The organism is Methylobacterium sp. Leaf108 (assembly GCF_001423265.1).
GTDB lineage: Bacteria > Pseudomonadota > Alphaproteobacteria > Rhizobiales > Beijerinckiaceae > Methylobacterium.
In genome coordinates, this window is the sequence record NZ_LMND01000001.1 from 531,484 (window position 1) to 548,297 (window position 16,814).

The 16,814-nt window shown below is 72.2% G+C and carries 19 protein-coding genes; 10 read left to right on the forward strand and 9 right to left on the reverse strand.

Annotated features, from left to right (window positions below):
• Positions 1-7 precede the first annotated feature (7 nt).
• Complete coding sequence (locus ASF39_RS02480; protein ID WP_055879932.1) at positions 8-1,222, reverse strand: efflux RND transporter periplasmic adaptor subunit; 1,215 nt, start codon at positions 1,220-1,222, stop codon at positions 8-10.
• A 232-nt stretch (positions 1,223-1,454) separates the two neighbouring features.
• Between ASF39_RS02480 and ASF39_RS02485 the strand changes: the two genes are divergently transcribed.
• The 3 genes from ASF39_RS02485 to ASF39_RS02495 all read left to right on the forward strand — a co-directional run bounded on the left by ASF39_RS02485 (position 1,455) and on the right by ASF39_RS02495 (position 3,486).
• Positions 1,455-1,637: a hypothetical protein gene (locus ASF39_RS02485; protein WP_055879936.1), complete on the forward strand. Its 183-nt coding sequence runs from the start codon at positions 1,455-1,457 to the stop codon at positions 1,635-1,637.
• A gap of 100 nt (positions 1,638-1,737) precedes the next feature.
• Positions 1,738-3,006: an adenosylmethionine--8-amino-7-oxononanoate transaminase gene (locus ASF39_RS02490; protein WP_056280817.1), complete on the forward strand. Its 1,269-nt coding sequence runs from the start codon at positions 1,738-1,740 to the stop codon at positions 3,004-3,006.
• A 90-nt stretch (positions 3,007-3,096) separates the two neighbouring features.
• Positions 3,097-3,486, forward strand: a complete 390-nt coding sequence (locus ASF39_RS02495; RefSeq protein ID WP_156387516.1) for a response regulator — start codon at positions 3,097-3,099, stop codon at positions 3,484-3,486.
• Here the strand turns inward: ASF39_RS02495 and ASF39_RS02500 are convergent.
• Positions 3,464-4,231: an HAD family hydrolase gene (locus tag ASF39_RS02500; RefSeq protein ID WP_082494299.1), complete on the reverse strand. Its 768-nt coding sequence runs from the start codon at positions 4,229-4,231 to the stop codon at positions 3,464-3,466. The two genes, ASF39_RS02495 and ASF39_RS02500, sit on opposite strands and share 23 nt — an antisense overlap.
• 98 nt (positions 4,232-4,329) lie before the next feature.
• Between ASF39_RS02500 and ASF39_RS02505 the strand changes: the two genes are divergently transcribed.
• Together ASF39_RS02505 and ASF39_RS02510 are read left to right on the forward strand one after the other, a co-directional pair.
• Positions 4,330-4,683, forward strand: coding sequence for a hypothetical protein (locus ASF39_RS02505; RefSeq protein WP_056280819.1), 354 nt, complete (start codon positions 4,330-4,332; stop codon positions 4,681-4,683).
• A 139-nt stretch (positions 4,684-4,822) separates the two neighbouring features.
• Complete coding sequence (locus ASF39_RS02510) at positions 4,823-5,380, forward strand: DUF4337 domain-containing protein (protein ID WP_056280821.1); 558 nt, start codon at positions 4,823-4,825, stop codon at positions 5,378-5,380.
• Between the two features lie 41 nt (positions 5,381-5,421).
• Here the strand turns inward: ASF39_RS02510 and ASF39_RS02515 are convergent, their stop codons facing one another.
• Positions 5,422-8,859 carry an acyl-[ACP]--phospholipid O-acyltransferase gene (locus ASF39_RS02515; protein ID WP_056281132.1) on the reverse strand — a complete coding sequence of 1,146 codons (3,438 nt, stop codon included), beginning with the start codon at positions 8,857-8,859 and terminating at the stop codon, positions 5,422-5,424.
• A gap of 362 nt (positions 8,860-9,221) precedes the next feature.
• Between ASF39_RS02515 and ASF39_RS02520 the strand changes: the two genes are divergently transcribed.
• Positions 9,222-9,707, forward strand: coding sequence for a TetR-like C-terminal domain-containing protein (locus ASF39_RS02520; RefSeq protein ID WP_244472255.1), 486 nt, complete (start codon positions 9,222-9,224; stop codon positions 9,705-9,707).
• On the opposite strand, the gene ASF39_RS02525 is transcribed toward ASF39_RS02520, so the two are convergent.
• The gene (locus tag ASF39_RS02525) at positions 9,704-10,651 is read right to left on the reverse strand and encodes an ABC transporter ATP-binding protein (RefSeq protein WP_055879960.1); all 948 of its coding nucleotides are present in this window, start codon (positions 10,649-10,651) and stop codon (positions 9,704-9,706) included. The genes ASF39_RS02520 and ASF39_RS02525 overlap by 4 nt on opposite strands.
• Before the next feature lie 31 nt (positions 10,652-10,682).
• Entirely contained in the window at positions 10,683-10,979 is a 297-nt protein-coding gene (locus ASF39_RS02530) for a hypothetical protein (RefSeq protein WP_055879962.1), read from the reverse strand.
• 268 nt (positions 10,980-11,247) lie between these two features.
• Between ASF39_RS02530 and ASF39_RS02535 the strand changes: the two genes are divergently transcribed.
• The 4 genes from ASF39_RS02535 to mepA all read left to right on the forward strand — a co-directional run bounded on the left by ASF39_RS02535 (position 11,248) and on the right by mepA (position 13,385).
• Positions 11,248-11,586 carry a DUF2293 domain-containing protein gene (locus ASF39_RS02535; RefSeq protein WP_056280823.1) on the forward strand — a complete coding sequence of 113 codons (339 nt, stop codon included), beginning with the start codon at positions 11,248-11,250 and terminating at the stop codon, positions 11,584-11,586.
• A gap of 90 nt (positions 11,587-11,676) precedes the next feature.
• Positions 11,677-11,886 carry a TOBE domain-containing protein gene (locus ASF39_RS02540; protein ID WP_055879968.1) on the forward strand — a complete coding sequence of 70 codons (210 nt, stop codon included), beginning with the start codon at positions 11,677-11,679 and terminating at the stop codon, positions 11,884-11,886.
• Positions 11,887-11,891: 5 nt separating this feature from the next.
• A complete protein-coding gene (locus ASF39_RS02545) occupies positions 11,892-12,407 on the forward strand; it encodes a hypothetical protein (RefSeq protein ID WP_056280825.1) in 516 nt (171 codons plus the stop codon).
• A 48-nt stretch (positions 12,408-12,455) separates the two neighbouring features.
• Entirely contained in the window at positions 12,456-13,385 is a 930-nt protein-coding gene (mepA, locus tag ASF39_RS02550) for a penicillin-insensitive murein endopeptidase (protein ID WP_056280827.1), read from the forward strand.
• Between the two features lie 15 nt (positions 13,386-13,400).
• Here the strand turns inward: mepA and ASF39_RS02555 are convergent, their stop codons facing one another.
• The 4 genes from ASF39_RS02555 to msrA all read right to left on the reverse strand — a co-directional run bounded on the left by ASF39_RS02555 (position 13,401) and on the right by msrA (position 16,810).
• Positions 13,401-14,906, reverse strand: a complete 1,506-nt coding sequence (locus tag ASF39_RS02555; protein WP_156648280.1) for a hypothetical protein — start codon at positions 14,904-14,906, stop codon at positions 13,401-13,403.
• 75 nt (positions 14,907-14,981) lie between these two features.
• Positions 14,982-15,428 (reverse strand): hypothetical protein, encoded by a 447-nt coding sequence (locus ASF39_RS21815; RefSeq protein ID WP_056280831.1) that lies wholly within the window; start codon positions 15,426-15,428, stop codon positions 14,982-14,984.
• A gap of 128 nt (positions 15,429-15,556) precedes the next feature.
• The gene (locus ASF39_RS02565; RefSeq protein WP_056280833.1) at positions 15,557-16,060 is read right to left on the reverse strand and encodes a TIGR00645 family protein; all 504 of its coding nucleotides are present in this window, start codon (positions 16,058-16,060) and stop codon (positions 15,557-15,559) included.
• Between the two features lie 90 nt (positions 16,061-16,150).
• Positions 16,151-16,810, reverse strand: coding sequence for a peptide-methionine (S)-S-oxide reductase MsrA (gene msrA / locus ASF39_RS02570; protein WP_055879988.1), 660 nt, complete (start codon positions 16,808-16,810; stop codon positions 16,151-16,153).
• Between the last annotated feature and the right edge of the window lie 4 nt (positions 16,811-16,814).

A 16,814-nucleotide genomic window follows, 5' to 3' on the forward strand; every position in this document is an offset into this window, starting at 1 on the left:
ATCCCGCTCACTTGGCCGCCGTGTCGGCAGAAGGCTTGGCCGCCGCGTCGGCGGCCACCGCCGCCCGGACCATCCGGATGCGGTCGCCGTCGCGCAGGAAACTGCTGGCGCGCACCACCACCGCCTCGTCGGCCTCCACGCCCGAGCGCACTTCGAGCAGGCCCTTGGCCGAGAGGCCGGGGACGATCTTGCGCGCCTCGACGCGGCCGTCCACGGCCACCAGCACGCCGGCGCCGCCGTCGGCCCGGTAGAGCACCGCCGAGAGCGGCACCGTCACGCCCTCGCGCCGGCTGACCTCGACCCGGCCGCGGGCGAAGGCGCCGATGCGCAGGCCCGGATCGGGATCGAGGCTGATGCGGACCTTGCCGAGCCGGGTGGCGCGGTCGATCTCGGGGTCGATGCGGCGGACCCGGCCGCCGAGGGTGCGGCCCTCGTCGAGGTCGAGGCGGGCGGGGTCGCCGACCTCGAGCCGGGGCATCGCGGTCTCGGGCACCTCGCCTTCGAGCTCGATCTCGCCCCGGGCGATCAGGCGGAACAGCGGCTCGCCCACGGCGGTGGCGGTGGCACCGACCCGGGCGGTGCGGCGGTTGACGATGCCGGCTTCGGGTGCGCGGATTTCGGTGCGGGCCCGCCTGAGGGCGATCTCGCTGGCCTGGGCCCTGGCGGAGGCGAGCTCGGCTTCCGCCAGTTGCAGGCCGCCGCGGGCGGAGGCGAGGCGCCCCTCGCCGGATTCGGCGGCCGAGACGCGCTGCTCCAGGGTGACGGCGGTGGCGTTGCCGGTCTTCACGAGCGACCGCGCACGCTCCAGGGACAGGTTGGCCTCGGTCTGCGCGGCCTGCGACTGCACGATCTGGCTGCGGGCCTGGACGATGGAGGCCTCGGCCTTGGCGATGGCGGCGCGGTTGGCCGCCTCCTGCGTCTCGACCATCTCGCGCGAGAGCCGGGCCAGCACCTGGCCCTTCTCGACGCGCGCGCCCTCCTCGACCAGCAGTTCGGTGATGCGGAAGCCCTCGACCTCCGGCGCCACCAGGATCTCGTCGCGGGCCACCAGGGTGCCGGTGACCACGGCCTCCTCCACCAGTTCGCGCCGGGCGGCGGGCGCCACCGTCACGGCGGGCGCCAGGGCCGCGGCGTCCGGCACCGTGGAGGGCTCGGCCGCAGCGAGGCCCGCCGATCCGAGGACCGACGCGGCGAGGGCGAGGACGAGGCGGGTGGCGTGCATCGGTTGTCGGGGCCCGGCAGACGTGTGGACTCGGGGACGGACGCGTCGCGCCGCTGCCCCCCGAGCACCCAGCGGTGCCCGGCAAGGCCGGCGTTTTCAAGGCCCCGAGGTTTCCGGACCGTTGCGCCGTCGTCGCATGGCGGCCCGGACGGCGGTATCGTCACGGACTGCAACCGGGGGCCGCGTCCGGCGTTGACCGTCCAGATATCCACCGGGTGAAGGCGGAGCGGACATGACCATCTACCAGATCAAGCAGACCACCAGCGGTGCCGTGCTCTGGACCGGCCAGGCGAGCGACGCCGATTCGGCCCTCGACGCGATGGCCCGCGAGGCCGGCTACACCCACTTCAGCGCCCTGCCCGATCAGATCCGCGCGAGCGGCGTGGTCGCCACCGAGCTGACCCAGCTTCGTTGACGCGGGGGCTTCGGCCTCCGTCGACCATCCTCCCCGGGACCGCAGCCCACACGGCTGCGGTCCCTTGACGTGCCTGGGGCGGGCGCCCATTCCGGCCGCCATGGCCCGTCCCTCCACCGCCCTGTGGCGGCCCTACACGCAGATGCAGACCGCGGCGGCGCCGCTCGAGGCGGTGCGCACCCACGGGTCGCGGATCGTTCTCGCCGATGGGCGCGAACTCGTGGACGGCATCGCCTCGTGGTGGACGGCGGTCCACGGCTACAACCAGCCCCACATCCGCGCCGCCGTGGCCGACCAGCTCGCAGCCATGCCGCACGTGATGTTCGGCGGGCTCAGCCATGCCCCGGCCGAGCGCTTGGCCGCGCGCCTCGCCGCCCTGCTGCCGGGCGACCTCGACCACGTCTTCTTCACCGATTCGGGGTCCGTCGCCGTCGAGGTCGCCCTCAAGATGGCCGTCCAGATGTGGACCAACCGCGGGGTGGCCGGGCGGACGCGCTTCCTCGCCTTCCGGGGCGGCTACCATGGCGACACCATGGGGGCGATGTCGGTGTGCGACCCCGTCGACGGCATGCACCGCGCCTTCGGCGACGCGGTGCCGGCCCAGGTCTTCTGCGACCTGCCGCGGTCGGAGGCCGAAGTGGAGGCCCTCGACCGGACGCTGGCAGCCAACCGCGAGACCCTGGCCGGGGTGATCGTCGAACCCCTGGTGCAGGGGGCCGGCGGCATGCGGATGCACGCCCCGGAGGTGCTGGCGACCATCGCCCGCCTCGCCCGGCGCCACGGGCTGCCCCTCATCTGCGACGAGATCTTCACCGGGTTCGGCCGCACCGGCACCCTGTTCGCCTGCGAGCAGGCGGGCGTGGTGCCCGACATCCTGTGCCTGTCGAAGGCGCTCACCGGGGGCACCATGGCGCTGGCCGCCACCGTGGCGCGCACGGAGGTGTTCGAGGCGTTCCTGTCCGACGATCCCGCCCACGCGCTGATGCACGGCCCGACCTTCATGGCCAACCCGCTGGCATGTGCGGCGGCCAACGCCAGCCTCGACCTGTTCGAGACGCAGCCGCGCCTCGAACAGGCCGGTGCCATCGCCCTGCGCCTCGCCGAGGGGCTGGCGCCCCTGTCCGGCCTGCCCGGCGTCGTCGACGTGCGCGTGCTGGGCGCCATCGGCGTGGTGCAGTTCGCGACTCCTCCGGATCTGGCCGACCTCAAGGCCCGCTTCGTCGCGCAGGGCGTCTGGGTCCGGCCGTTCGGCGACATCGTGTACCTGACCCCCTCGCTCGCCATTCCCATGGCCGACCTCGACCGTCTCGTGGCGGCGGTGACGCGCGTGGTGCGGGACGTCGTCGGCGAGGGAGGGCTGCAACCCTGACCGGCCTCGGTCGTTGGGTCACTGACACGCCGCGCGGTGCGCCCTCGCACGCCGCCGGCGCCGATACCCTTCGCAAAGAGGACGGCTATCGTGGTGGAACAGACGACAGGCCCGGCCGGCGACCGCCCGGTGATCCTCCTGGTGGAGGACGAGGCGCTGACGATCATGGATCTCGCCGACGTCCTGGAGGATGGCGGCTACGACACGGTGCAATGCGCCTCCGCCGAGCGGGCGCTCGGCATCCTGCAGGCGAGGCCAGACATTCGCGGCCTCGTCACCGACGTCGAATTGTCGGGCAAGGTCAACGGGTTCGATCTCGCCACCGCCGTCTCGGAGGCGCGGCCGCACCTGCCGATCGTGATCGTCTCGGGGCGGGCCGCACCGGACCCCGAGCGGATGCCGGACGGCGCCCACTTCATTGCCCGTCCGTGCACGGGCGAGGACATCCTGCACCAGATCAGGCGACTGATGCCGTGCTGAGGGCGCCGGCCCGCGTCACGATCCCGTCCAGGTCGCGGTGGTCGCCGTAGATCGGGACGGCGCCGGCCGCCGCGAGGTCGGCGCCGGAGCGGTCGTGGCTCCAGTGGCCGCCGCCCGTGAAGCCGGCCACCCGCATACCCGCCGCCCGTGCCGCGATCACGCCCGGCACGCTGTCCTCGATCACCAGGCAGGCGGCCGGGGCCACGCCCATGGTCGCGGCGGCGTGCAGGAACAGGTCGGGGGCCGGCTTGCCCCGCGCCACCATGGTCGAGGAAAAGATCCGTCCCTCGAACAGGGGCAGCAGGCCGGTGAGGCCGAGGGAATGGCGCAGCCGCACCGGATCGCTGCTCGATGCGACGCAGAACGGCAGGGACAGCGAGGAGACCGCACCCGCGATTCCGGGCATCGGCGTCAGCCGCGCGTCGAACGCCGCCAGGATGTCCGCCTTGAGCCGAGGGAGGAACCCCTCCGGCGCGGCGATGCCGGTATCCTGGGTGACCGCGGCCATGATCGAGGCCATCGACATGCCGGCGAACCGCGCCCGCACGGTGTCCACGTCGATGGCGACACCGATGCGGTTGAGACCGGCCGTGAGGCAGGCGAGACTGATCGGCTCGCTGTCGATGAGCACGCCGTCGCAGTCGAAGACGATCAGGGCGAGGGGGGCATGACTGTCGGGAGCTTGGCCCTCGAGAGCATGGCGGTCGCCTGTCGTCGGTGTCGCTGGTGGTCCACTGTCCCGCATGCCGCCCCTGTGGCATGGCTTGCGCGCACCCCGCAACCGCAGCCCGATGCTGCGCTCCTCATCCCGTCACGGCCGAACCGGCAGGGTCTTCAGCCGCCATGCTCCGCTTTCTCCTCCGCGCCCTCGGCCTCGTCATCCTGGCCGCGGGCTTCGTCTGCCTCGTCTATGACGGCGCCCGTTCGGTGGCCAACAACGGGTTGCGCGTCACGACCCTCGGCGAACTGCCTCTGACCACCCTGGCCACGCCGCTGGCCAACCTCAAGACCGCGATCGAGGGCATCGCGCCCTGGCTGTGGCAGGCGATCCTGCTGCCGCTCGGCGTCGCCCCCGCGGCACTGATCGGGCTGGTGCTGGGCGTGATCCTGCTCTGGATCGGCCAGCCCCTGCGCGAACCCGCCCGCTCCTACGGCCCCATCCCCGCCGGGCGCCGCGGCGGGCCTGCGGGACCGTAACCCGCGGGGCCGTGCCCGCGCGACCGTGCCCGGTTGAGCGCGAGCCGGCTCGCCGTCGCGCACGACGTAGACGAGAAACGGTTGCGCTCGGGCCTCCGATCGGTTGTCTCTCCGCCGCGAACGAATCACGGGAGGAACCATGTCGGGTCACGGGGCCGTAGACGGCGCGAACAAGAAGATCGCGTTGCTGATTTCGGTGCTGGCGCTGTTCCTGGCGCTGGCGGAGACGCTGGCCAAGGGCGCGCAGACCGAGGCGCTCAGCGCCAACGTCGAGGCCGCCAACCAGTGGTCCTTCTTCCAGGCGCGGACCATCCGCGGCACCATCCTGCGCAGCGCCGACGAGACCCTGGTGCTCACCGCGCCCGGGGGCGCCGAGGCGGAGGCGGTCAAGGCGAAGCGGGCGGAATGGGCCAAGACCCTGGCGCGCTGGGAGTCGGACCCCGCCTCCGGCGACGGCCGCAAGGAACTGCAGGAGAAGGCACGCGCCTCGGAAGCGCGGCGCGACCTCGCCCTGCACCGCTACCACCAGTACGAGATCGGCTCGGCCGCGTTCCAGATCGGGATCGTGCTGGCTTCGGCCCAGGTCATCACCGGCATCGCGGCGCTCGGCTTCCTCGGCGGCGGCCTCGGGGTGATGGGCCTCGCGCTCCTGGGCTTCGGCCTCTACGCGCCGCACGCCCTGCCGTTCTTCCACTGACCGCGCGAGAGGGGACCGCCTCGGCCCCCTCTTACCCCCCCTCACGCCGCCGCGGTGGCCTGGCCCTCGGCGCGCTCGCGGGCGAGCCGGGTGACGGTCACCTGGTCGACCTTGCCGGTGCCGAGCATCGGCACCTTTTCGACGACCACCACCTCGGCGGGAATCGCGATCTCGGTGGCGCCCTTGCCCTTGGCGAAGGCCTGGTAGTCGGCCCGCGTCGCGCCCCTCGCCTCGGTGAACAGGATCAGCCGCTCGCCCTTGCGCGCGTCGGGCACCGCGGCCACCGCGCTCGGGGCCTGGGGCCAGAGTTCGGCGGCGAGCAACTCGATGGCGGCGAGCGACACCATCTCGCCGGCGATCTTGGCGAAGCGCTTGGCCCGGCCCTTGATGGTGACGAAGCCGGCCGCGTCGATGGTGACGATATCGCCGGTGTCGTGCCACCCGTCCGCCGGCGGCTCCAGCACGCCCGGCTTCTCGGCGCGCAGGTAGCCGAGCATGACGTTGGGGCCGCGCACGAACAGGCGCCCGCCCTCCTCGATTCCCGGCACCGTCTCGAGCCTGGATTCCATGCCCGGCATGATCCGCCCGACGCTGCCGAACTTGTTGAACATCGGCGTGTTGAGCGCCAGCACCGGGCCGGTCTCGGTGACGCCGTAGCCTTCGAGGATCCGCAGGCCGAATTTTTCCGCGTAGGTGCGCCGGGTCGATTCCTTCACCGGCTCGGCCCCGGCCAGGATGTAGCGCAGGGAGCGCAGGTCGTAGGCATGCGCCGCCCGGGCGTAGCCGGTGAGGAAGGTGTCGGTGCCGAACAGGATGGTGCTGTTCGAGCCGTAGATGAGCTCGGGCACGATCCGGTAGTGCAGCGGCGAGGGGTAGAGGTAGACCGGCACGCCCGAGACCAGGGGCAGCACCAGCCCCACCGTCAGCCCGAAGGCGTGGAAGACGGGGAGCACGTTGAAGACCTTGTCGGTGCGGCCGAAATCGATACGCGCGGCGGCCTGGGCGGTGTTGGCGAGCATGTTGCGGTTGGCCAGCACCACGCCCTTGGGCGTGCCCTCCGAGCCCGAGGTGAACAGGATCGCGGCCGGGTCGTCGCCCTTTCGCGCCACCAGGGGCTTTCGCTTGGCCAGGATCCCATTGGCGAGCAGGCCACGCAGCTTGTCCGTGGTGGAGATCGTGGCGCGCACGTCCTCGAGGTAGACGAGCTTCACCGCACCCTGGATCGCCTCGACCAGCCCCCCAAGGCGGGCCTTCTCGATGAAGCCGCGCGAGGTCAGGATGGTGGTGACCTGCGCCGCCTTGCAGGCAGACAGGATGTTGGCGGGCCCGGCCGAGAAGTTGATCATCGCCGGCACCCGGCCCGCCGAGGCCAGGGCGAAGAAGGTCACCGCCGCGCCGTTGGCGTTGGGCAGCATCAGGCCGATGGGACGGCCCTCCGGCGCCAGCGGCATCAGTTTGCGGCCCAGCACCGTGGCCCCCATCACGAGGCGGGAGTAGGAGAGCTTGCCGGTGATCGGGTCCTCCACCGCGGTGCGGCCCCAGCCGTAGTCCTCGCCCGCCGCGATCAGCGCTTCCATCAGGCCGCGGTCGATCGGCGTGGTGTCGAACACGAGGTTCGACATGATGCCGTAGAGGGCGGCCCCCGCCGCCTGCCGGCGGTTCTTGCCCTTGAGGGCGGGATCGACCTCGAGGCGCACCGGCGGCATCACGGTGACGACGATCTTGGGCCACCAGCGCCCGCGCACCTGGTCCCGCGACAGGCGGGAGAAGATGGTCTTCTCCGGTCCCTCGATGCGCACCGGCACCACCATGGCGCCGGACTTGTCGGCGATGAGCCCGGCCCCGTCGTAGACCTTCATCAGGCTCCCCGTCACCGTGAGCCGGCCCTCGGGGAAGATGATCAGCGTCTCGCCGTTCTTGACGGCGTTGATGAGGGTGCGCGTGCCCATGGGCTTGGTCGGATCGAGCGGCATCGCCTTGGTGATCCGCAGGAACGGCTTCACCCACCAGCGCTGCGCGATGCCGTGGTCGATGGCGAACACCGGCTCCTGGTCGAGGAGCGACAGGGCCAGCGGCGCATCGAGGAACGAGACGTGGTTGAGGGCGATGATCGCGTTGGGGCCGGCGGCCTCCACGTTCTCGAGGCCGCGCACCTCGAGGCGGTAGAAGGCGCGGAACAGGATCGAGAGGAAATCGCGAAACGCGCTGGTGGGCATCACCGTCAGGATCACCGCGCCGGCCACGAGGTTGAGCACGGAGATCAGCGCGAACAGGGCGGCCATCGACCAGCCCGCGCCCTGCAGGGCGGCCAGCGCCAGGGTGCCGCCCACCATGAAGGCGGCGGTGAGCACGTTGACGGCGCCGATGACGCGGGCGCGCTTGTCCTTGTCGGTCCAGGCCTGGACCGCGGCGAAGGAGGGTACGATGTAGAGGCCGCCGGCGATGGCCAGGCCCACGAGGTCGATGGTGACGCGCAGGCCGGTGCCCGTGGCGAGGAAGGCCTGCGCGCCGACGAGTTCGCCGCCGCCCGGGGGGAGGTGCGACAGCGTCCAGGCGAGGTCGAGGCCGAACAGGCCCATCAGCACGGCGCCGATCGGGGTCGGCAGCAGCACGATGCGCCCGCTCGCCAGCCAGGAGGCGAGGCCCGAGCCCAGCGCGATGCCCACCGAGAACATGGCCAGCAGCAGCGTCACCACCGTCTCGGAGCCGTGCAAGCTGTTCTTGACCATGACGGGCAGGAGCGAGAGCACCACCGCGCCCACCAGCCAGAACCAGCTCACGATGAGCGAGCCGCGCCACAGCCGGGTGTCCGACCACAGATCGCGCAGGAGGTCGCGGGTCGAGCGGGCGATGTTGGGGTCGATCACGAGATCGGGCGCGCCTTCGCCGGTGCGCGGGATGCCGCGGGCGCAGAGCCAGCACAGGATCGCGAAGGCCATGATCATCACGCCGAAGGCGGCGGGCTCGCCGCCCATGGCGGTGGCCAGCCCGGCGACGATGGTGCCCAGCAAGATCGCGAGGAAGGTCGCGCCCTCGATGAGCGCGTTGCCGGCCGGCAGTTCGGCCCGCTTCAGGTGATCGGGCAGGATGCCGTACTTGATGGGTCCGAACAGGGCGGCGATGGCGCCGAACAGCCCGAGGGCCACGAACAGGACCGGGACCGAATGGAGGTAGAAGCCGAGCACCGCGGCGCCCGCGGCGAAGATCTCGGCGAACTTCAGGCGCTTGGCGACCACCGCCTTGTCGTAGCGGTCGGCGAGCTGGCCGCCGAGGCCCGACAGGATGAAGAACGGGCCGATGAAGACGGCGCTGGCCAGGGTGACGAGCATGCCGGGGGACGCGCCGTCGCCGCCCTGGCTGACCTTGAACAGGATCAGGAACGCCAGGGCGTTCTTGAGGAAGTTGTCGTTGAAGGCGGAGAAGAACTGGCACCAGAACAGCGGCGCGAAACGGCGCGCGGTCATCAACGAGCGGAACATGGCATTCTCCTCCGGCGGGAGCATGACTGCCCGCCACATAACGAAGCGTCAAATTCGGGCCTGCGCGGCTCATTTCGGGTGAGCCCGGCCGCCATCGCTTTGAACGACGTGCAAATCATGGCGTTGTTTTATACGCCGTGCAATCTTGATCCGGGGGCGCCGGGCCCCTAAGCCGCCGGCTCCGTGCGGCGCCGCACGGCCGGGCGGGAGGGACGAGCGCGGTGACCGAGCCAACCCGAAGCAGAACGACGGCGCGGCGCGGCACCGGCCCGCGCGGCGAGCACAGCCGCGAGGAATTCTCGGCCCTCGTCACCAAGGCAGCAGAGGGGCTGGTACGGACCGAGGGCCTGCGCGGCCTCGGGATGCGGCGGCTGGCCGCCGTGATCGGCTACGCCCCGAACTCGATCTACAACGCGGTCGGCGACCTCGACACGGTGGTGATGCGGGTGAACGCCCGCACCCTGGCGCGCCTGCACGCGGCCCTCGTCGCCTCGGTGGACGCCGGAGCGACGCCCCGCGCCAACGCCCTCGCGCTGGCCGACACCTACCTCGCCTTCGTGGCCGCCGACCCGCAGGTATGGAGCCTCGTGTTCGAGCATACCCTCGCCCCGGATTCGGCGTTCCCGGAGTGGTATGCGGCGGCCCTGGCCCAGGCCACCGACCTCGTCGACCGGGTCCTGGCCCCGATGATCCCCGATGCGACGGAACGGCGCCAGGCGGTGGCGACCCTGTGGGCGGGGCTGCACGGGCTGGCCTCGCTCTCGACCTCGCGCAAGCTCGCGGTGCTGACCCCGGAGCCGCCCCGCGACCTGGCACGGCTGCTGGTGGGGCGGTTCCTGGGTCCCTAAACGCCCGGGCCCGGCACCCGCGCCGCGGCCCGGATCGCTTCGATGTCGAGCCGGGCCGGCGCGTCCAGACCGGTGACCGCGAGGCGGGATGCGCCGGTGGCGAACAGCAGCGCCAGGGCCTCCTTCAGCGAGGCCTCCCCCGCGATGGCCGGGGCGCCGGGGGCGTCGCCGGGACTCGCGCAGGCGGCCACCGTGACGAGGGCGAGGCGGCGCAGCACCCGGTCCTCGCCGAGGAAGGCGGCGACGCCCGCGTCGGCGGGGGCGGCCAGCAGCGTCAGGGGCGCATCGGCCTGGGCGATCCGGCCCTCGCGCATCACCACGACCCGGTCGGCGAGCCGCATGGCCTCGTCGAGGTCGTGGGTGACCAGGATCACGGTCTTGCGCAAGCGACGCAGGATGGCGCCGATCTCCCCCTGCAGGCGGTCGCGGGCGGCCGGATCGACCGCACCGAAGGGCTCGTCCATCAGGAGCACCGGCGGGTCGGCGGCCAGCGCCCGCGCCACGCCGACCCGCTGGCGCTGGCCGCCGGAGAGGGCGTCGGGCCGACGCCGGCGGTACTGCCCGGGATCGAGGCCCACGAGGTCGAGCATGGCGTCGACCCGCGCCTCGACGCGGGCGCGCGGCCAGCCCAGCAGGACGGGCACGGTGGCGACGTTCTGCGCGACGCTGCGATGGGGAAACAGCCCGACCCCTTGCAGCACGTAGCCGATGGAGCGGCGCAGGACGACCGGATCGACCTCGGCCACGTCGCGCCCCGCCACCCGGATGCGACCGGCATCGGGTTCGACCAGCCGGTTGACCATGCGCAGGGTGGTCGACTTGCCGCAGCCGGACGGGCCGATCAGGGCGCAGGTCGTCCCCTCGGGCACGGTGAGGTCGATGCCGTCCACGGCCGGGCGCTCGGCGCCGGGATAGCGCTTCGAGACGGCCTCCAGGCGGATCACGGGGGCGGACCCGACCGGACGGCGGCCCGGGTCAGCAGCCCTTGCAGATCGAGCCCATGGTGGTGCGCATCTTGGCGTCCCAGGCCTTGTCGCGGGCGGCGGCCTCGCGCTGGGCCTTGAGCATGGCGGCCTCGGTCCCGGCCTTGGAGAACGGGGCGCCCTTGGCGGCGGTCCGCTCGGCGGCGCCCGGCGGCTTGGTGACGCCGGTGGCGGTGACGGCGCGCTGCCCGCCCGCGGGCCGGGCGGCGGGATCCTGCGCCATCGCCCCGGACGCGGCCGAGCCGGCAACCAGGACGATCAGGGCGAGGAGGGCGGCGGCTTTGGCCATGGCGGTGTCCTGGAAGGGGGGAGGCAAGGCGGTGGCGAGAGCGCGCCACCGGCCCACGCCACCGGCCGGCGGCGGGAGCCGGCGCAGTGTGGCAGAGATGATGAAAGGATCCGCCCAGCGATACCCACCACCCGGCCGGCGGACAACCGCCGGCGGGCGACCCTTTGCATCCTCCGCCGTTAGCCGACACAGATGGAAAGATTGTGGCCGGGCCGGATCGCCCGGGCCCGCAAGGCCGACCGAGCGTGGCCGATGGAGGACGCCGCCGATGCATCGACCCGACGGCCCGACGCGGCGCGGGGCCGTGGCCGCCGCCCTCGCACGCCTCGCCCCGCGCCTGCCGGCGTTCGAGGCGGGGGCGGTGCTCGACCGGGTGCTGGCGAGCCCAGGCTTGCGCCGGGGCCGTCCGGAGGCGTCGGCCTGGCTCGGCCTCGTCGCCTATGCCCGCCACGTCTGCACCGACTACGACGACCTCCTCGACGAGGGCTACGACCGCGACAGCGCCCGCCACTTCGTGCGCGACGACATCAATGCCGCCCTGGCCGGCTGGGGTGTCGCGCGGCGGGTCAGCGGCGAGGAGACGGAGGGCGGCGACGACCCGGCATGACCCGGTCGGGAGCCGCGACGCGGTCGCGCGAAGGCCGGGGGAGGTGTATGAGATCGGGCCGACATCAATCCCGGGATCGAGGTCTCCCTCATGCAGATCAGCGCACGCAACGTCATCAAGGGCACCGTGGTGTCGGTGGAGACCGGGGCCACGACCGCCCACGTCAAGATCGAGATCGCTCCCGGCCAGGTCGTCACCGCCGCCATCACCAACGACGCCGTGGCGAGCCTGAAGCTGGCGGTGGGCAAGCCCGCCTATGCCGTGGTCAAGGCCTCCGACGTCATGGTCGCGGTGGATTGAGGCCGATGCGCACCCGGCTCCTCGCCTGCCTCGCCGCCGTCCTCGCCGGGGTCGCCGCGTCCGCGGCGCGGGCGGGCGAGACCGAGGCCTGCGCCTCCTTCGACTGGCCGCTCCAGCGCGAGCTCGCGTGGTTCTCCGCGCCGGACCTGCCGCGCCTGGCCTCCGGTGCCATCCTGCCGCCGGAAATGCCGGGGGCGGTGCTCGCCCTGTCGGCCGAGGCCCAGGCGCGCCTGCCGCTCACGCCCTCGCGCGAACCCAAGCCCGAGACGCGCGGCGGCGTCCTCGAGATTCCCGCCCCGCTGATGCCGGGGATCTACCAGGTCACCCTCTCGGAAAAAGCCTGGATCGACGTGAGCCAGGACGGGACCACGACCCGCCCGCCGCTCGCCAGCACCCGCCGGCAGGGATGTCCCGGGATCGCCAAGAGCGTGCGCTTCCAGCTCGGCACCCGGCCGGTGACGATCGTGGTGAGCGGCGCCGAGGCCGACAGCATCCGGATCGCGGTGGCGCCGGCCGAGTGAGGCCGATGCCCTCGACGCAGCGGGCCAGGATGGACTAGCGTCCGGCCCATGATCCGATCCCCCGCCTTCGCCGCGTTCCTCGCCCTCGCCGCCCTCGTCCCGTCCCCGGCCGCACTGGCCCAGGACCGCGGCACCCTCGACGCCAAGCCGCTGCCGCCGCTGGCCAATCCCGACGATCCCTCGACCCCCGCCAAGGCCCTGTTCGGGCGCGCCACCAGCCCGGCCCCGGGGCCGGAGGCGGCCTACGGTTCCTATGCCAGGGGCTGCTTTGCCGGGGGCGAGGCGCTGGCGGTGGACGGCCCGACCTGGCAGGTGATGCGCCTGTCGCGCAACCGGATGTGGGGCACCCCCCACCTCGTGGCGTTCATGGAGCGCCTGGCCGCCAAGGTGCCGCGGGTCGGCTGGCCGGGGCTGCTCGTGGGCGACATGTCGCAGCCCCGCGGCGGCCCGATGCTGACCGGCCACGCCTCGCACCAGCTCGGCCTCGATGCCGACGTGTGGCTGACGCCGATGCCCGACCGCCGCCTGAGCCGGTCCGAGCGCGAGGAGATGTCGGCCACCAACGTGGTGCGGCCCGACCGCCTCGACATCGATCCCGGCGTGTGGACGCCCGAGCACCTCAAGCTGATCCGGCTCACGGCGCAGCAACCCGAGGTGGCGCGCCTGTTCGTCAACCCGGCGATCAAGAAGGCCCTGTGCCGCGAGGCCGACGGCAACCGCGGCTGGCTCTCCAAGGTGCGCCCGATGTACGGGCACAACTACCATTACCACATCCGCCTCGCCTGCCCGGCGGGGGCGGCGCAATGCGAGGACCAGGCCTCGCCGCCCGGCAGCGACGGTTGCGGCGAGGAGCTCGCCTATTGGTTCAGCGACGCGGTGCTCAACCCGCCCAAATCCACCAAGCCCGGCAGGCCCAAGCCGCCGATGACCATGGCCGCGCTGCCGCCGTCCTGCCGGACCGTGCTCAAGGCCCGCTGAGGGACCGGGCGGGCCTCAGCGGCCGGCCGGTGCCCGCGGTGGCACGATGCGATAGGCCACGATCGACCGGCCGTGGCCGATGGCGGTGAGGGCGCCGGGCAATGGGTTCTCGCGCACCGGACCGATGACGTAGAGGGCGTCGAACGTCGTCAGCCATTCGTTCATGGCGGCCGGCAGGCCGGAGTAGCGCGCGCCCTGGCCGATGGCGGCGAGCGTGTCGATCGAGGGCAAGGCCAGGCCTGCGTCGAGGGAGGCGAATTCCGGCCGGGGCAGGATCGGCTGCTTGCCCTTGGCGGCGAACAGGACCGTGACGAAGGCATCCACATCGCGCACCGCCAGCACCGCCAGATGCCGTACGGGCTGGCCGTCCGGGTCGGCGCCGGAGGACCTGTCCGGCGTCGCGCTATGGGCCACAAGGATGCGGGGATGGGGCGGCAGCTGCGCGAAGGTGGCCAGGACGGCCTGCGCCTCGGCGTCGTGGCTGCGCTGGACCGGGACCACGGCGAGGATTCCCGCCAGCGCCAGGGCGGCGAGGACCGCCACCAGGGAGACACGCGGCGCCCGCGCCGGCAGCCGCCATTGCAGGAAGGCCGGCAGGATCATCGCCGCCGCCGGCAGCAGCCGGGTGTCGGCCATCACCGAATCGAGCAGGCGGTACGGCATCGCGACGTAGAGGAGCGCAAACCCGACGGCGAGCCAGCGTCCGGTGGCATCGAAACGCAGCTTTCCCTCGCGGGCGAGGACGTAGCCCGCCATCGTCAGGACGCCCACGGTCACCAGGGACACCGGCATGCTGTAGCTGTTGACGATGAGGATCTGGAACAGCTTGTCGCGCCACAGCCAGACCACGCCGGTTTCGTCCGAGGCGCCGTCGCCCGCCAGCAGCAGCCCCGCCACCACCGGCATCGGCGCGGCCAGGACCGCGAACGTGCCGAGGTTCCGGGCGGTCGGCCCCCCGGTCCGGAGGTCGCGCAGGGCGACGACGCCGAGGGCGAAGCCGTAGATGCCGAGCGCCACGAGATGGCCCACCGAGAGGGCGGCCACCAGCACGACATGGAGCCCGAGGCGGAGGAGCCAGCCGCGACGGGCCAGGGCGAGCCAGGCGGCGATCCCCCACAGGGCGAGCCCGAGGGCGAACACGAAGTTGAGGAAACCGTAGGCGAAGGGCTCGCTGTTCATCCAGACGAGGGCCACGAGTCCGGAGATGCCGAAGCGGCGGGCCCATACCCATTCGATCGCGGCCGCCCCCGTCGCCACCAGGACGAGGCCCGCGACGAGGAAGGCCTTGGTGGCTGCCTCGACCCCGATCCAGCGGCCCAGCGGCGGCACGATCAGGTCCATCGCCAGGTTCGGGTAGAAGCCCCAGTCGCTACCGTAGAAGGGGTTGGCGTCCGGCCCGTCGAGGCGGGCGAGCACCCACATCCGGGCGAGGTGGTTGGCGTAGTCGACCTGCGCCGGCAGGGCCGAGGCGATGGGCAGCACGAGGCTCGCGGCGAGAAGGCTCGCGAACAGCGCCGCCATCGCGCTGTCCGCCGCGGTCCATGCCGAGGGCGCCCCCGTCGACGGGCTGAGCGAGGAGGCCATCGGCGCTCGAGATCAGAAGGAGGAGACGCGGCTGTTGCGCCGGGTGCCGATCGCCTTGTAGCCGGAATCCGGCCCGGCCTGCGTGTTCGCCTCCTCGACCCGGGCCGGCTCGGGCAGCTTGCCGACGCGCTCGATCCGCACCCCGGCGTAGTGACCCCGGCGCCAGGCGAGCTTGACGAGGCAGACGAAGTTGCGCCCCACCACCTTGAGCATGAAGGTGTCGGGCAGCACGCAGGAGGCGGGGACGCCCAGGCGCGCGCCGGATTTCGAGATGTCCTTGACGTTGCAGGGCAGCTCGGTTCCATCGAGCAGCCGGATCAGCGCGATCCAGTTGGTCTCGCTGCGGGCCTCGCGCCGCTCGATGAAGGTCGAGGACATCGCAGCATGGCCCTGGATGTCCTGGTCCAGGAGTGCGCGCCCTTCGGCGTCTTCGACGATGCTGTGCTGATGCGATGTCACGCAGCCCTCTGAAAACCGCTCGCCGAACCCTTTCGAGACCCTGCACCGGAGCCGTTAAATATTACTCACGTTCATGCGGCCCGCCGGCCTGCCGCCGGATCACCCATCCGTGATCGGGACCGGGCGCCCTACTTGTCGTGGTGACCGGCGGCGATGCGGTCGGTGAGTGCCATGAGGATGCCGGAGACCACGAACACCATGTGGATGCCCACGAGCCACGCCAGTTCGCGGTCGCTGGTGTTCTTGAGGTCCATGAAGGACTTCAGGAGCTGGATCGCCGAGATCGCGACGATCGACGACAGGAGTTTCAGCTTCAGGCCGGTGAAGTCGATCGTCCCCATCCACTCGGGCCAGTCCCGATGGTCGGAATGGTCGATCTTGGACACGAAGTTCTCGTAGCCCGAGAACATCACGATGATCAGCAGCGAGGCCGTGAAGGAGAGGTCGACGAGGGTCAGCACGCCGAGGATGATCTGCGCCTCGTTCGCCTCGGGCGCATGCAGGACGAAATGGATGAGCTCCTGGATCAGCTTGTACAGGAGCACCATGATGCCGATGGCCAGCGCCCCGTAGAAGGGCGCCAGCAGCCAGCGGCTGGCGAACAGCGCCCGCTCGAAAACCCGCTCGATCATTCCCATTCCACCCCGCCTCGACCGGCTGCGCATGTCGCATGCGTGAACCGGGCCAGCAAGGCCGAGCTTGGGTCTCGGCGCGGGCGATCGTCAGGCGGAGACGCCGGTCCCGATCGGGCAGGCGACGCCGGTGCCGCCGACGCCGCAATAGCCGGCCGGGTTCTTGGCGAGGTACTGCTGGTGGTAGCCCTCGGCGAAGTAGAACGTGTCCAGCGGTACGATCTCGGTGGTGATCGGCGGGAACCCGCGCTCGGAGAGGGCGGCGCCATAGGCATCGCGCACGGCTTTGGCCGTGGCCGCCTGCGCGTCGGTGAGGGTGTAGATGCCGGAGCGGTACTGGGTGCCGACGTCGTTGCCCTGGCGCATCCCCTGGGTCGGGTCGTGGCTCTCGAAGAAGGTCCTGAGCACCGCCTCGAGGGGCAGCGTCGCGGGGTCGAACACCACGAGGACGACCTCGTTGTGCCCGGTCTGGCCCGAGCAGACCTCCTCGTAGGTGGGGTTGGGCGTGTAGCCGCCGGCATAGCCCACCGCCGTCACGATCACGCCGTGGGGCAGCGTCCAGAACTTGCGCTCGGTGCCCCAGAAGCAGCCGAGCCCGAGCACGATCCGCTCGGCGCCCTCCGGGTAGGGCCCCTTCAAGGGTTGGCCGTTCACGAAATGCCGCTCCGTGGTCGGGATCGGGTCGGGGCGGCCGGGCAGCGCCTCGGCGGGGCCGGGCATCACCGGCCGCTTGCGGAACATCTGGAGCATCGCG

Bases quoted from the DNA above. Each gene is read 5' to 3' on its own strand.
- ASF39_RS02480 (WP_055879932.1), bottom strand. From the start codon at position 1,222: ATGCACGCCACCCGCCTCGTCCTCGCCCTCGCCGCGTCGGTCCTCGGA.
- ASF39_RS02485 (WP_055879936.1), top strand. From the start codon at position 1,455: ATGACCATCTACCAGATCAAGCAGACCACCAGCGGTGCCGTGCTCTGG.
- ASF39_RS02490 (WP_056280817.1), top strand. From the start codon at position 1,738: ATGGCCCGTCCCTCCACCGCCCTGTGGCGGCCCTACACGCAGATGCAG.
- ASF39_RS02500 (WP_082494299.1), bottom strand. From the start codon at position 4,231: ATGCGGGACAGTGGACCACCAGCGACACCGACGACAGGCGACCGCCAT.
- ASF39_RS02505 (WP_056280819.1), top strand. From the start codon at position 4,330: ATGCTCCGCTTTCTCCTCCGCGCCCTCGGCCTCGTCATCCTGGCCGCG.
- ASF39_RS02510 (WP_056280821.1), top strand. From the start codon at position 4,823: ATGTCGGGTCACGGGGCCGTAGACGGCGCGAACAAGAAGATCGCGTTG.
- ASF39_RS02515 (WP_056281132.1), bottom strand. From the start codon at position 8,859: ATGTTCCGCTCGTTGATGACCGCGCGCCGTTTCGCGCCGCTGTTCTGG.
- ASF39_RS02520 (WP_244472255.1), top strand. From the start codon at position 9,222: ATGCGGCGGCTGGCCGCCGTGATCGGCTACGCCCCGAACTCGATCTAC.
- ASF39_RS02530 (WP_055879962.1), bottom strand. From the start codon at position 10,979: ATGGCCAAAGCCGCCGCCCTCCTCGCCCTGATCGTCCTGGTTGCCGGC.
- ASF39_RS02535 (WP_056280823.1), top strand. From the start codon at position 11,248: ATGCATCGACCCGACGGCCCGACGCGGCGCGGGGCCGTGGCCGCCGCC.
- ASF39_RS02540 (WP_055879968.1), top strand. From the start codon at position 11,677: ATGCAGATCAGCGCACGCAACGTCATCAAGGGCACCGTGGTGTCGGTG.
- ASF39_RS02545 (WP_056280825.1), top strand. From the start codon at position 11,892: ATGCGCACCCGGCTCCTCGCCTGCCTCGCCGCCGTCCTCGCCGGGGTC.
- mepA (WP_056280827.1), top strand. From the start codon at position 12,456: ATGATCCGATCCCCCGCCTTCGCCGCGTTCCTCGCCCTCGCCGCCCTC.
- ASF39_RS02555 (WP_156648280.1), bottom strand. From the start codon at position 14,906: ATGGCGGCGCTGTTCGCGAGCCTTCTCGCCGCGAGCCTCGTGCTGCCC.
- ASF39_RS02565 (WP_056280833.1), bottom strand. From the start codon at position 16,060: ATGATCGAGCGGGTTTTCGAGCGGGCGCTGTTCGCCAGCCGCTGGCTG.
- msrA (WP_055879988.1), bottom strand. From the start codon at position 16,810: ATGCTCCAGATGTTCCGCAAGCGGCCGGTGATGCCCGGCCCCGCCGAG.